This is a genomic window from Marinobacter sp. BW6, from assembly GCF_008107725.1.
GTDB lineage: Bacteria > Pseudomonadota > Gammaproteobacteria > Pseudomonadales > Oleiphilaceae > Marinobacter.
On record NZ_VIRN01000037.1, the window covers coordinates 312,762 to 327,104 of the forward strand.

Annotated in this window: 11 protein-coding genes; 3 read left to right on the forward strand and 8 right to left on the reverse strand. The window is 52.4% G+C overall.

The annotated features are described in order from the left end of the window. Window positions 1-3: 3 nt before the first annotated feature. The 6 genes from FMN52_RS02955 to prpD all read right to left on the reverse strand — a co-directional run bounded on the left by FMN52_RS02955 (window position 4) and on the right by prpD (window position 7,783). A complete protein-coding gene (locus FMN52_RS02955) occupies window positions 4-1,287 on the reverse strand; it encodes an outer membrane beta-barrel protein (RefSeq protein ID WP_148607228.1) in 1,284 nt (427 codons plus the stop codon). Beyond that, the gene (locus FMN52_RS02960) at window positions 1,280-2,203 is read right to left on the reverse strand and encodes a polysaccharide biosynthesis protein (RefSeq protein ID WP_240339377.1); all 924 of its coding nucleotides are present in this window, start codon (window positions 2,201-2,203) and stop codon (window positions 1,280-1,282) included. Before FMN52_RS02960 ends, FMN52_RS02955 begins: the two co-directional genes overlap by 8 nt. Then, window positions 2,203-3,729, reverse strand: a complete 1,527-nt coding sequence (locus FMN52_RS02965) for an XrtA system polysaccharide chain length determinant (protein WP_148607229.1) — start codon at window positions 3,727-3,729, stop codon at window positions 2,203-2,205. Before FMN52_RS02965 ends, FMN52_RS02960 begins: the two co-directional genes overlap by 1 nt. Window positions 3,730-3,786: 57 nt before the next feature. After that, window positions 3,787-4,431, reverse strand: a complete 645-nt coding sequence (locus FMN52_RS02970; protein WP_148607230.1) for an XrtA/PEP-CTERM system exopolysaccharide export protein — start codon at window positions 4,429-4,431, stop codon at window positions 3,787-3,789. 59 nt (window positions 4,432-4,490) lie between these two features. Next, entirely contained in the window at window positions 4,491-5,903 is a 1,413-nt protein-coding gene (locus tag FMN52_RS02975) for a TIGR03013 family XrtA/PEP-CTERM system glycosyltransferase (RefSeq protein WP_148607231.1), read from the reverse strand. 395 nt (window positions 5,904-6,298) lie between these two features. Beyond that, on the reverse strand, window positions 6,299-7,783 hold the full coding sequence (gene prpD, locus FMN52_RS02980; RefSeq protein ID WP_148607232.1) for a 2-methylcitrate dehydratase: 1,485 nt from the start codon (window positions 7,781-7,783) through the stop codon (window positions 6,299-6,301). 594 nt (window positions 7,784-8,377) lie between these two features. On the opposite strand from prpD, the gene FMN52_RS02985 reads away from it, so the two are divergent. Continuing rightward, window positions 8,378-10,003, forward strand: a complete 1,626-nt coding sequence (locus FMN52_RS02985) for an FAD-binding oxidoreductase (RefSeq protein WP_148607233.1) — start codon at window positions 8,378-8,380, stop codon at window positions 10,001-10,003. Window positions 10,004-10,068: 65 nt separating this feature from the next. After that, window positions 10,069-10,932, forward strand: coding sequence for a PEP-CTERM/exosortase system-associated acyltransferase (locus FMN52_RS02990; protein WP_240339378.1), 864 nt, complete (start codon window positions 10,069-10,071; stop codon window positions 10,930-10,932). Between the two features lie 73 nt (window positions 10,933-11,005). Here FMN52_RS02990 and FMN52_RS02995 read toward each other — a convergent pair whose 3' ends face one another. Next, on the reverse strand, window positions 11,006-11,848 hold the full coding sequence (locus tag FMN52_RS02995) for a THxN family PEP-CTERM protein (protein ID WP_148607234.1): 843 nt from the start codon (window positions 11,846-11,848) through the stop codon (window positions 11,006-11,008). Window positions 11,849-12,428: 580 nt separating this feature from the next. Here FMN52_RS02995 and FMN52_RS03000 point away from each other — a divergent pair. Continuing rightward, a complete protein-coding gene (locus FMN52_RS03000) occupies window positions 12,429-13,064 on the forward strand; it encodes a PEP-CTERM sorting domain-containing protein (RefSeq protein ID WP_148607235.1) in 636 nt (211 codons plus the stop codon). A 4-nt stretch (window positions 13,065-13,068) separates the two neighbouring features. Here FMN52_RS03000 and prpF read toward each other — a convergent pair whose 3' ends face one another. Continuing rightward, window positions 13,069-14,250 (reverse strand): 2-methylaconitate cis-trans isomerase PrpF, encoded by a 1,182-nt coding sequence (gene prpF, locus FMN52_RS03005; RefSeq protein WP_148607236.1) that lies wholly within the window; start codon window positions 14,248-14,250, stop codon window positions 13,069-13,071. Window positions 14,251-14,343: the final 93 nt, after the last annotated feature.

Below are 14,343 nucleotides of genomic sequence, written 5' to 3' on the forward strand. Positions count from 1 at the left end.
TACTCAGAAAAATCGATAGTTAAGGGAAACCGCAATCCAGTTCTCGTCATATTCCCTGGATGCAATGTCGCTGGTCTTTTGCCGGTGGCCGATGGCGGAACGAATGTCCATCCTGCTACTCAACCGGTAATCAAGCCCGACAGATAACGAGTAGAGGTCATCTTCTGACCCATCATCTTCAAAACGCTGATGCTGGTAGGCCGCATCGGTAAACCAGGAAAGCAACTCAGTTACCGGCCGCGAATATCGTAGGTCAACCCCGCTTTGGTCCTCACGTTCGTCGGTCTGAACATAATCGCTGCGACTGGCGGAGAGGCCGACGGTGAGTGTGGAGCCATTGCTAAACCGGTTGTTATACCCTGCGCGTATCGCTGTGACTTCCACAGCGGACGATTCGCTGAGATCAAAATTAAAGTCTTCGAACTGAAGGCCAAGAGTGGATGTCTGGTCCGTTAATCGTTGGTTGGCATAGAGGGTGAACTCGCTGCTGGGATTGATTTCCCGCACCAGGTTGAAGGTTCCAGTAATACCGTCGTTGGAGACCTCCTGGGTACCAAGCCGGGTTTCCAGACGGTTCACACCGAGGGAACCATTTACCCGAGTCGTCACCCAAACCTTATCAAAGGTCACAACGGCAGATTCACGATCCAGTTCCTCTTCGGTATCCAGCTCAGTGCGTTCAGCGCTTAAAGAAAGACCGCCCTGAAGTGTTTCGCTGAAATTATGGTTGTATGCGGCAGTGCCGGTAAACCTTTCGCTGTCGGGCTCTTCCGGCTCTTCAAATTCAGTGTTCTCGTAGGCAGCGGAGAACTGCAACTGGTCCACCTGGGTTAATTGCAGGGTGTATATCGGGCCGGTTCGGAATACGTTTTTGCGGGTCAGGTTGTCCTGGGTGTCGGCCTGGCGGGTATCCTGTGTTACTTGGCGGATAGTGTCCAAGGCCTGCCATGTCAATCTTGGGGTCAGCTCGCATTGTCCTTGCAGCGTGCCGTCGGTATAGATTTCGGAGTCAAAGGCGTCGTCGTGCCAATAGCCATAGCCCAACCCCATGTCCACGGCGGATGTGCATTGGCCCGGGTCACTCAGGTGCTGAAAGTTCAGGTTTACCCGGGCCTCAACATCGCTTTGTTCATTGGTCGATACACGACGGGCATTGTCGGAAAAACGGTTATCAATACCACCAGACAGACTGTTGGTGGCTGCAAGAGAGGGTCCTGCTGCAATTAAAAAGCCAGTGCCGATGGAGACAATCCACCGGATCGTCCCTGATCCGTAAACTTCATCCATTGATAACAGCTCCTACAAACTTCTCAGGATCAAACGCCTGGGCGGCGTTTTCCGCAGCGGTGGCGGTTATTTTGCCGTGTGGCACCACCAGCATAGAGTAGTCACACAGCTCGCCAAGAATGCGGGCATCCGGTGACTCACTGATGGGTGCGGTGTCCAGCACGATGAAGCGGTCCGGATAACGACGGCGGATAGCCTGAAGAAACTGCTTCATACGGAAGGAGGTAAAGAATTCTGACGGTGTTTCCCGTTGGCTTCCGGCAGGGATCAGTCTCAGACGGGGGATCCCTGTTGGATAGATAATGCGCCCGATATCGTAATCCGGATCCTCGAGGAAATCCGTCAGCCCAGTTTCCGCCGCTAGTTCGAGCTGGTAGTGCAGTGAGGGGTTCCGCAGATTACAGTCAATGATCAGAGCGGTTTTGGACTGGTCGAAGGCAAACGCTGCGGCCAGGTTCAGGGCCATAAAGGAGCTACCTGCGCCCTCACAGGCGCCGCTGACCACCATCGTGAAATTGTTGCCGCCAGAAAGCTCCAGCAATTTGGTACGCAGATGGCGGAACCGATTCACCAGGTCACGATTCCCGGATTCCGGATAGATGATTCGTCGCTCGTCCATGTCGTCTCGGGTGAGACGCCGCGGCTCCTGCATCTTGACGATCTGTTTGCTGATAACGTACTTATCGACAGCTCCGGCGCCAAGTTCCAGGGAGCTAGGCACCAGCATGCGGGAGTCGTCCCATTGCTGGAAGTCACTAGCCTGCCCGCTCTCTATTCTCTGCTGTTCAAAGCCACTTTCCTGATTCTGCAAATCACCGTTGCGCTCCTGTCCGTTGATATCCGCAGCACCGGATGATTTTTGGCGAGAGCGGACCCCAGCTTCCCTGGCTGCCCTTTTCTGTTTTTGCTCTGTCATTAAATAACTCCCATCAGAGCTGCACCGACTACGCCACCATAGCCAGCGACAACCAGAACTGCGCATACTGCAACCGAAACCGTTAACCAGCGGTCTTTGCGTTTCTCGTAGGGCGTTCGCACCTGCGGGATCTCTGCCAATACGGGCAGGCCAATCCCCTCTTCAAGCTGTTTGCGGGCCCTTATCCGTGGGTCGACTTGCAACACACCGGCTGCCAGACCAAAAGGAGCCAGGGCGCCGAGAATCAAGCCTGCTGACGCAAACATTTGGAACTGCGGCCCGGTCGGGTCCAGAGGATACTGAGCGGTTTCGTTGATTCTATAATTCAGGCCCTGGCCTTCAATGTCCAGGTGCATGGATACCCGGGCTTTCTCGCGACGTTTCAGCAGGTCGTTGTAGATCTGTTCGTTCACTTCCATGTCGCGGGTCAGTTCTGAATACTGGGCCTTGTTCTCCTGGATGCGCTCCATGCGCTTTTCCTGCGCAGCAATCAGGCTTTCGAGCGAATCAATGCGCGATTCCTGGGTGCGTACGCTCGCGCGGGTTTTTGCCACTTCTGCACTGATCTCCTGATACAGGGGGTTGACCAGTTGATCACCTTCACTGACCGGTTGGTCCAATTCACCGCTCTGGGATGCCCTGGCCCGCTGATTTCGCAGCTCGGCGATCTGTTCCTTCAATGCGATGATGTCCGGATATGTGTCGTGGTATCGCAGGCGCAAGTCGTCAAGCTGGGCTTCCTTCTCGCGGATTCGTCGGGTATAGGCATCCGCCGTGCGGCCCTGACTGAGCATCGGTTGCACATTCTGCAGTTCAGATTCGAGCGATTCGGCCCTTGCAATCAGTTCCGTCCGCTCCATCTCCGCCAGTTCCAGTTGGCGGCGCAAGTTGGCCATGCGCGAATTCGCTTCACCTTCTGTTCCATCCACATTCTCTGACAGGAACTTTTTCAATTTTTGTTCGACTTCCGCCAGGATGGATTCGTAGTTCTTCACCTGTTTATCGATGAAGTTGTAGGCGCTGCGGCTTTCCTTGCGCTTGTTCGCAGAATTCTCTGAAATAAACAGCTGCCCAAGGCGTTGCGCGATACGAAAAGCCTGCATGGGCGACTCAGAGGTGTAGCCAATGCTGAAGTAGCTGTCGCCACGGGGACGAACATTCATGCCGGAGCGGAGCATGCCAATTCGCCGCTCCAGGGCTTCGCCAGTAATCTGGTCTGCATTCTGGCCGAATATCTCTCTGTCTTGCGCAATCTGCACCATCAGATCCCTGGACCACAGCATTTCCTTGGCTGCCGATGTACGCTCGCTGATCTCAGTTGTGACGGCACTGCCCTCCATCAGCGGGCGGATGATATTCTGGTCATCCACAAATATCACAACCTGAGATTGATATTTGTAAGGGAAAATAAACCCTGCCCCCAGCACGGCGAAACTGACGACCGCAAACAGGAAGAATGCCAGCCACTTGCGTGACCGGACCTCTCTGATAATTTCTGAAGGGAGCTGACTTAGTGGAAGTGCCATCTTTCTTACCTATTCACCGGTTCCGAGGTTCGATTCAAACAACGGTTATCGCTTATCTCAGAAGTTCCGTTCCGGCACGGCCAGGATATCCCCGGGCCGCATGCGGTAATTGGTGGAGACATCCCCCGAGTTGAGAATATCGTCCAGACGAACAGGAATGGCCACCATCCTGTTGTCCAGGGCGCGGTAAAGCATGGCACTGTTCAGGTTTGCAAAAGGATTGGCTCCACCAGCACTGAGCATCATGTCCAGGACGGTCATACCCGGCCTGTGTGGCACAGAAATGGGCTGATTAACCGCGCCGGTTACCCGCACCCGGTCGCTGAATTCATGGCTACCCATCGATGTAACCACAACGGTAACCTGAGGCTCGCGGATATAGCTTGCCAGGCCCTGCTCGATCTCGTTGGCTAGCTGTTCCGGTGTTTTACCAGTAGCCATCACATCCCCAATGAGTGGCATGGAAACCCGGCCATCAGGTCTCACGGGAACGCCGATGCTGAGATCCTGATTGCGCCAAACCGAAATCTGGATTGAATCCGTAGGGCCGAGCACATATTCGTCAACACTCGTTGAAGTCTGCAGGCTGAGTGCTTCGTTAATGGCTTCCTGCGACGATGGCTGGGGGGCCGCACAACCCGCAACAAACGCTACCGCGACCAGGGACATCAGCAGGCCCTGCAGTGAATACTTCGATGACATTGTTATTCCTCTCTAATTCCGTGTCTGATTCCATGTTTCAGGGAGAGCGACTCCTGAAACTACCTTGATCCCTTTTTGAACAATACCACTTCTACTGTCTGAATTATAATCAATAAGTCCAAGAGAAGACTTTGATTCTTTATGTAATAAAGGTCATAGCGCAGCTTTTCCCGCGTATCTTCCTCGTTGTCTGCATAAGCAAAGCAAAGCTGTGCCCATCCGGTCAAACCCGGCTTCACACGATGACGCTCGGTGTAAAACGGAATCTTCGCTGATAGTTGCTCAACGAAAACTGGCCGCTCCGGTCGGGGCCCGACAAACGCCATGGTGCCATTCAAAACATTGAAGATTTGCGGCAATTCATCAATTCGGACCTTGCGAATAAATTCACCAACCCTGGTGACGCGAGCGTCGTTTTGAGTGGCCCAGACAGCACCATGCTTTTCAGCATCAGTAATCATTGAGCGGAACTTGTGAACATTAAACACAGCACCGTTGAGGCCAACCCGCTCCTGGCTGTAGAACACGGGTGCTTTGAAGCCATCTTCGATTTTGATGGCAATGGCTGTAAGGATCATTAACGGTAAACCCGCCAAGAGCAAAGTGCTGGCGGCAAGGATATCCAAAGACCGTTTGCCAAAACCAAATACCGAAGATACTGAGAATCCATCGGAGAACACCAGCCAGCCACGGGTAACCATTTCCAGCGCAACTTTTCGTGACTCCCGCTCATAGAAGCTGGCACCGTCAACAATCTTGACTCCCTCCATTTTGCACTCCAGCAGATCTTCCATGGGCAGGCCTTTGCGGCGATCGTCTACTGCTACAACGATTTCACTGACCGGGTGCCTGATGATGTATTGCTGGATTGTGGTGGGAATATTCAGCAGATCGCGTTCATTTATCTCAACCGGCTCGTCCGGCAGAGGGATAAATCCCACGAGGATAAAACCTTTGCGGTTCAAGGGAGTTTTCAGGTCTTCATGAATCTGCCTGGCACGGTAGCCCGCGCCCAGTACCAGCACTTTTCGTTTGAAAGCATCCTTGCCTACGGTGTTAATGAAGATTGAGCGAAAAATGCCCATCAGGAAAAAGCCGAACACAGATCCTGTCGTCAGAACAGCACTTGTACCGAGATACCACAACCAGTCCGATGCGAGAAGGTAGGCGAAACCACATAAAGGAATACTGACGATCAACGCCATGATGGTGCGAAGCATCATGCCCGACATACCTTCCTCTAGCCGGGACTGATGCACACCAAGTGCGACCATCATTAAGAGATTCGATCCAGCAAATACAACTGCTGAAGGCAACACAAAAGTCAGATTCTCCAGAAAGAAAGGAAGATCGCCAAAATAGCGAAAGAAAACCGTCAGGGCAAAGGCAAACACCAACAGCAGGAAATCAATCAGGCCAAGGATGACATAGGGAAGATGAATGTAATGTTTGAACAATCTGACGTGGGCCACGCCAACTCCTTTTGCTGCTGACAACAATGAATCAACGCATCCGATGCGTACACATACAGCATTTATTGAATACCAGTTTACTGTAAATTTCTGTAACTGCAATCGGCAGTAGGAAAAAGGGGAATTGCGTGGGTGTAAGGAAAACTGACGATCCTAACCAATAGGCTGCCAGTTTCCGTTTCGACGCTGCTATTTTTCTTGCCCGCGGCGATGAGCCAAATGATGGATGTTATTATTTTCATATCAGTACTGCCATTAACTGACGTAACTCGTCCTCACGAGAACTGAACGGATGGCTTATGCCATAACAAATTACTTTATTTTTCAATTGATTATGATAACCGAGCTTCCCTATGTAAATTTCTCTGACACCTCTGTGAACTTTTTGTATCACTTCATATTACGAACAAGGCCACAAACTCCTGGACAGGCATTTCCTCCAAGGCCTTCTGGTTTTTACAAATCTCAAATATCTGATCGCAACGCTGTCCCGGAAACCGGGTGGAAAGGTTGTTTCGAAACTTTTCTTCAAGAAGCGGAATCCCCTCTTTCCTTCGACGACGGTGTCCGATCGGATACTCAACCGCAACCTTGTCGGTACTGCTGCCATCGCTAAAGTAAACCTGAATGGCATTGGCAATCGAGCGCTTGTCCTCTTCCAGATATTCCCGGGTGTACTTTTCGTCTTCCACCACTTCCATTTTTTCCCGAATCTTGTCGATTACCGGGTTGGCCTCGTGGAAGCTGTCTTCATAGTGTTCTGCCGTCAGGCTGCCAAAAATCAACGGCACCGCTGCCATGTATTGAAGGCAGTGATCCCTGTCCGCTGCGTTCGCAAGTCTGCCCTGTTTGGAAATGATGCGGATGGCGGATTCGTGGGTGGTGATAACAATTCTTTCGATCTCGTCAAGCCGGTCTTTCACTTCTGGATGGAGTTTTACGGCCGCTTCTGCCGCCGTCTGGGCATGGAACTCCGCCGGGAAGGAAATCTTGAACAGGATGTTCTCCATCACGTAGGAACCCAAATCTTGGGGCAATGAAAACTGGCGCCTGTCCTCGGGCTTTAGCTTCTGGTCTTTATTGGTTTTGCTGAACAGTATGTCGTAGAAGCCCCATTGCGGAGCGGTCAGTGCGCTTGGAACTCCCATCTCACCCCGCATGGCAATATCTGCCAACCGAACGGCACGGGATGTCGCATCGCCAGCTGCCCAGGATTTCCTTGAACCGGCGTTTGGCGCGTGCCGGTAGGTCCGTAAGGCCTGGCCATCAACCCAGGCATGGGATAAAGCCGATAGCAGTTGCTCCCGGTTGGCGCCCATCAGTTTTGCGGTAACGGCAGTGGAGGCGACCTTCACCAATACGACATGGTCCAGCCCGACCCGGTTAAAGGAGTTTTCCAAAGCCAGAACACCCTGGATTTCGTGGGCCATGATCATCGCTTCCAGCACGTCTTTCATCGTCAGCGGCACTTTTCCTTCCGCCACCCGCTTCTGAGAGAGGTGGTCAGAGACCGCAAGAATACCGCCGAGGTTATCTGACGGATGCCCCCACTCCGCGGCAAGCCAGGTGTCGTTGTAATCCAGCCAACGGATGATGCAGCCAATATCCCAGGCGGCTTTCACAGGATCCAGGCGGAAAGGAGTTCCCGGAACACGGGCGCCATGGGGAACGATGGTACCCTCCACGAGTGGACCGAGGTGCTTTGTGCACTCCGGAAATCGCAGGGCCAGCAAGCCGCAGCCTAAAGTGTCCATCAGGCAGTTCCTCGCCGTGTTCCATGCTTCTTTACTCTTTACCCGGTAACTGAGGGTGTAATCGGCGATGGTCTGAATGAGCTGGTCGTAGTCCGGGCGTTCGTTAAGATCGAATGTAGCTGACATGCCAGCGGCTCCTTCAAGTTTTGTGACAGTTAGAGAGAGACTAGCGCACTGGACACCCAGCCCCAAAGAATAAAAAAGGGATGTAAATAAAACTGACACCGAAATTGGAAAAGGTGCAACTTTTTATTAACACATTCGTTATAAAAAAATAAATATAAAATCTATTTTATACCTAACCTTCTGATTTTTCTAGAAACGCATTTTTAATCTCTTAACTCCGATAGCAAGGTAAATACTTATCCACGCAAGCACCACAAAATTTGTTATTCGACCATCGATTTTTGTTTATTTTCATAAAGATAGTCGACGATTCGCATTGAAAGTAATTAGATTGGATTTTTTTAGCAGGACAAGAAATAACGCCACGTTAACTTGTTTTAATATGAAATACTGTACTGTATTTCTGCGATTTAACTGCAACTGGTTGTTTGCATTTTAGTTATTTAGAGCAGACTATTTTCAGAGCCGTAATACTAAAACGTGGTTTAACCAATGTTATCTCGCTTATACTCTTCCCGCGTTAAATGAACATACCGTTAGTACAATTTAACGAACCATTCATCGAAGTTACCGATAAACACCTTGGAAGCGCCAGTGAGTCGAACTGCTACTGAATCTGCAATTGAAGAATGGACCATCATTCTGGGCGAATCTGGAATTGTGGCAGCAGGCGAATCATCAGAGTATGGCGTCTCGACAACAGGCGCGAAGCGCGCCATCCCCGCAGTGCTTCGCCCTGAAAACCAGGAACAGGTTTCGGCGATTTTGCAGGTAGCACAGCGCTGGCAGGTTGCAATCTACCCGGTTAGCACAGGCAAAAACTGGGGCTATGGAAGTGCCAACCCGGTTGAAGACGACTGCGTGATCCTTGATCTTAGTCGCCTTGACCGTATTTCCGATTTCGATCCTGAACTGGGCGTTGTGACAGTACAACCCGGCGTCACACAAGGCGCCCTGAGGGAGTTTCTCGATCAGCACGATGGCAATTACCTGGTTCCCGTGACCGGGGCAGGCCCCACATGCAGCATTCTCGGTAACGCGCTTGAACGTGGTTATGGCATCACACCGATTACTGACCATTTTGCAGCGGTTACAAAGATAGAAGCGATCCTGCCTGATGGAACTCTATACCGGACACCACTAAGCGAGCTTGGCGGTGCAGAGGTCGACGGGCTCTTCAAATGGGGCCTTGGCCCCTACCTTGACGGTCTGTTCAGCCAGGGGAATTTCGGAGTCGTCGTGAATATAACTATCGCCCTTGCGCCTGCACCTGAGACGGTGACTGCATTTTTCTTTTCCACAAAAGACGACGCTAAACTAGAAGCGCTGGTTCCCACTGTCAGGGCAGTACTGCGAGCACTGGGCGGTTCCGTTGTGGCGATTAACCTGCTCAACAGCCAGCGCATGCTTTCAATGATGACCCCTTTCCCGGAACACAAAGCGATTGATGGTGTTCTGCCCTCCCACGAGGTGGACAGTCTTGCCAACAGCCATGGCGTTCCTGCGTGGAGTGGAGTTGGGGCGATTTATGCGTCAAAAGAGGTTGCCCGGGCCGCCCGGCGTACCCTGCGAAGACTTCTGGGGCCGGCCACCGATCGCCTTGTATTCATCAATCAGCAAAGAGTTAATCTTGCGCGGAATGTTGCAAAGGTGCTGCCCGGTAGGCTGGCAACTAGGATAAGAGGAATGGCCGACACCCTCTCGGGGGCGCTGGAAATCATGCACGGTACACCCAACGATGTCGCGCTGGCGCTGGCCTACTGGCGCTCCGGAACTCCGCCAGAGCAGGGGCAACCCAAAAATCCGGCACGGGATGGTTGCGGGCTCATCTGGTTTGCGCCATTGGTGCCAATACGGGGAAACGACGTTCGCCGATATATCAATATGATTGAACGGATATGTCCGGAATACGGTATCAACCCTCTTATTACTTTAACGACAGTAAACGATCGTTGCTTCGACTCGACCGTGCCCCTGCTGTTCGATCGCCGGGACGCAGTCGCAACCGCCCGGGCCAACCAATGTTATCACGCGTTGATCAAGGCGGGGCAGGAAGAGGGTTTTCTGCCCTACCGCCTCAGCATTGACGCGATGGACACGCTTGATAATGAGGGGTTTGCTTTCTCCAGACTTGCCAGCCAGCTGAAAGCCGCAGTTGACCCTAATTTCATCCTGGCGCCCGGACGCTACGTGCCCAGGGTCAGATATTCCGAGGTCTGATTCGCTGTTACCTCGATACACCCGTAGTACGCCGTCAGGGGATCGTAAGACGGTGCTTTTTCTTCATGGATCATCGCAATAACAGCTTCCCGAAAGGGAGAAATGAGGACCGGAAAATGCAGAATGGTTTTGCTTTCCAGAGTGGCAAAGAAGACAGAAGAAACCAGCAAACGTCCGACGACATCGGTGCCATTTTCCATTCGGTATTCAATGTTGAACTGGCAACCTCTGCGGAGGAAATCAATGAAGTTTTCGGGATTCGGTACCAGGTGTACTGTATCGACCGACCGTTCGAAGACCCCAATTGCTTCCTCGATAAAAAGGAACACGACGCATACGATGCCAGGTCTGCTCACGCTCTGATCCGGCATCGGAGAACGGGACACGGCATAGCAACCGTTCGTCTCATTATGGCGGGGGACACGCCCGATCAGTCCGATTTCCCCATGGAAGGTCCCTGCGTTCCCCGAATGAGTTTGCGTGCCCGGGAAGCAATCGCGAACGCCCGCCGAAGTGAGATTGCGGAAATCTCCCGAATGTCGGTAAGCCGGGAGTTTCGCCGGCGCCTCAACGAGAAAGACTCAATCTCCGGTGCCAGTGATGGCGCTTGTTACAGTGATTCGGAGAGCGGCAAGCGCGCCGTGCCCTACATCAGTCTCGGGCTTTTTACCGCGATTCTTCAGATGTCTGTCAAGCATGGAATAACCCACTGGATGGCGGTTATGGAGCCAGCCCAGTTGCGCCTGTTAAAAAGATTTGGGGTGGAATTTGATCACCTGGGACCAGTGCTGGAATATCACGGCCTTCGCCGTCCTGCCTTCACTGAAGCAGCGTCACTGATTGACCGCATCAAGAAGCGTCGTCCCGATGTCTGGTCTTTGATTACGGATGAGGGTCGATTCTTGCCAGAGAAACCTGGTAACGACTAAAAGAAAACCCCCGCTTCTCGGCGGGGGCTTCTTTTTTCAGCGCTGACATCTGAACGTTAAAACCGTTCAAATACTATGCCCGTGCTGCTTTTCTCCTGCGTGACAGACCCAAGCCGGCAAGGCCAAGACCCAGCAATGCGAGAGTGCCAGGCTCAGGTACCTTTGACGCGGTGATCCGGAAACTGGTGTCAAAGTTGTTTTCGGTATCCTCAAGAGTCAGAAGGCCGACACATCCAGAGCTGGCTCCTGCTGCTGCACAAGCGTCATCATCAAGGACAGCGAGGCCGGCCAATTCCAGAAACACCGTGTACTTGTAGTCGGCAATGACGAACGACTGAGCAAACTCGAAGCCTCCTTCACCATTATCGACGGCACCTAGCTCGTCGAAATTATCGATGGTGAAGATGTCATCACACCCAGAGGTTGATGGGAAAGTACAGTTTGCAGGGTTATCCCTATTCAGGGTTTCACTAAAGAAACTCATGAACGTCAGGGATGTTGGCGGCAATGCTGGCCCGACAGGATCGACGGGAGTCAATATCAGCGTGGACGTCAGATCAAAGCCTGTCAGCGACTGAAAATCTGCACTGATAACATTGTTGTCATGGGTAAAGGTTCCACCAGCCACGGTGTTCACATTGGTGAAAAGCCCGCCTGCCGCAGATACGTCCTCGATTGAAACAGAAGACCGATCCTCCGAAGTAGGATCAAGGCTGCCGCCCCATGATAATTCATTATCAGACTCAACAATCGTGCCGTCGTTATCGCCATCTGCTGCAGTGTATGACGTATTAGAGAAGCTACTGTCGACGTCATAGCCCCACTCTACGATCATCGCCGCACTGGCAGATGCCGCGCCGAGACTCAAAGGTAGGACAATCGTTGATAAAAGGGTTCTTTTAAGTGCTGTGTTCATAATTATCTCTCCTTGATTGTGAACGCTGGCAGCCGGAATTCAAGCCAGCGAGTCAGCGGTATGATGGAATCAGCATCATCCATACCAATTACTTAAAAGCACCATCTTTCAGACAGTTAAAATTAACGACATCCGGTTTCAAAATGAAGGTGTAAGCATATTCGACATCGAAGGATCGTGGTTGAATCGCCTTTGGCGTCATGTGTTTTATTATTAGGGTGTTTTCCAGAATTTGATCAAGATCCAAACATGCAGATACCGCTTTTTATGCCATGGGAGCATAAAAGAATACTTCTACCGCAACTTGGCAAGACGCTGCGTAAATTATGTTGACGGAACCCGGATAAAACCAAAGCCGAGCACAGCGTCAGAGAACCTCAGGCTTTTCAAAATGGTGACTTGGGGGTTGTTATCCAACCATTATCTGCTTACAAAAGATCTGTCCATTTATTTTACAGTCCGTGGTCTATACCCCTCCAGGTTCCCCTTACTTCATTATTGTTAAACGTTTTTCCCAGATGAGGTTTCATTCTTGCTATTACGCAACTGCGGAAATAATTTAAAAATCTGGAGCTTTACGATGAAGAAAATGAAGCAGTTCGTTTCTGGATCCGTCCTTGCACTTTTTGCAAGCGCAACGTCAGCAACAATCATTATCGATAACGATTCAACTGGGTGGTATAACAGCGGGCTCGGCGACCTTGCCTTAACCTACGGTCCCGGCTCGGATTTCTTTCCCGGTGCAAATGTTTCCGAAGGCGACCCGGTTGTTACAGGTCTTGCCGAACCTGACCTCTCCTTAACCACGAACCTTGGAAACTGGCTTAATGCGGATTTCTCGCTCGGCACCTGGACTGGCCCTAACTCGTCGATTCCCAAGAATTGGACAGTTAATGATGAGACAGCCATTGTTTATGAGTTCACGTTGACCGAATCATCAAGCATTACCGTTGATATTGGGGTGGACAATGGACTTTTTGCCTGGATCAATGGCGACTACACCTTTGGCGCAATGTCTAGCGGTGGATCGTTTCCGGGAGAATACTCATTTGGCACAACACTTGGGGCAGGCACCCACTATCTTCAGCTGCTCCGTGAAGATCATGGCGGCAGCACCGGATACGACATCAAAGTAACTGCCGTTCCGGAGCCTGCGACTATTGCATTGTTTGGGCTAGGCCTGCTCGGTATGGGCATTGCGAGGCGCAAGGCCTAACCCCTCAGATTAGGGTGTCCCCGGGCACCCTAACCCAACCTTCCATCAAAACCCGCGCACTGCGACTCATAATGGCTTTGGTTGCGGTCCATTGACCACCGACTTCCTTCGCTTCTGCCCCCACACGCAAAGTGCCGGAGGGGTGACCGAAGGTCACATGGGTTCTATCGCCACCGCCAGCGGCAAGATTCACCAGGGTTCCGGGAACCGCCGATGCCGTAGCGATAGCCACTGCAGCGGTGCCCATCATCGCATGGTGGAGCTTACCCATGGACAGAGCGCGAACCAGTACATCCACGTCCTCTGCCCCGATGCTCTTCCCGCTTGAAGAGACATAATCAGACGGTTTCGCCACCAAGGCCACTTTCGGGGTGTGCTGACGGTTGGCGGCTTCTTCGATGTTCTGGATCAGCCCCATTTTTACCGCGCCGTGGGCACGGATGGTTTCGAACCTGGCCAGGGCCGCAGGATCGGAGTTGATGTCGTCCTGCAGCTCGGTGCCTTTGTACCCAATGTCTTCGGCGTTGACGAAGATGGTCGGGATACCGGCGTTGATCATGGTGGCTTTCAGGGTGCCTACGCCCGGCACCTCAAGGTCGTCCACCAGGTTGCCGGTCGGGAACATGGAGCCTTCGCCATCGGCCGGGTCCATGAATTCCACCTGTACTTCGGCGGCTGGGAAGGTTACACCGTCCAGCTCGAAATCGCCGGTTTCCTGAACTTCACCGTTGGTGATAGGAATGTGGGCAACAATGGTCTTTTTGATGTTGGCCTGCCAGATGCGCACGGTGCAGGTGCCGTTCTCCGGAATCCGGTCTTTGGCAACGAAACCGCTGTTGATGGCGAAAGCGCCGACGGCGGCGGTGAGGTTGCCGCAGTTACCGCTCCAGTCCACAAAGGGCTTGTCGATGGAGACCTGGCCGAACAGGTAATCGACATCGTGATCCGGCTGGGTGGGTTCTGCCAGGATCACGGTCTTGCTGGTGCTGGAGGTAGCGCCTCCCATACCGTCGATCTGCTTCTGGTAGGGGTCGGGGCTGCCGATGACCCGCAGCAGGAGTTTGTCGCGGGCTTCGCCTGGGCTCTGGCAGGGTTCGGGTAAGTCCTGAAGGCGGAAGAAGACGCCTTTTGATGTGCCGCCACGCATGTAGGTGGCGGGGATTCTGATTTGTGGCTTGTTAGGCATGGGGTACCTTTTGGCTTTTTGTCGGATTACGGCTTCGCCTAATCCGACCTACTTGGGCCGGTTTTATTGTCGGATTACGCTTCGCTAATCCGA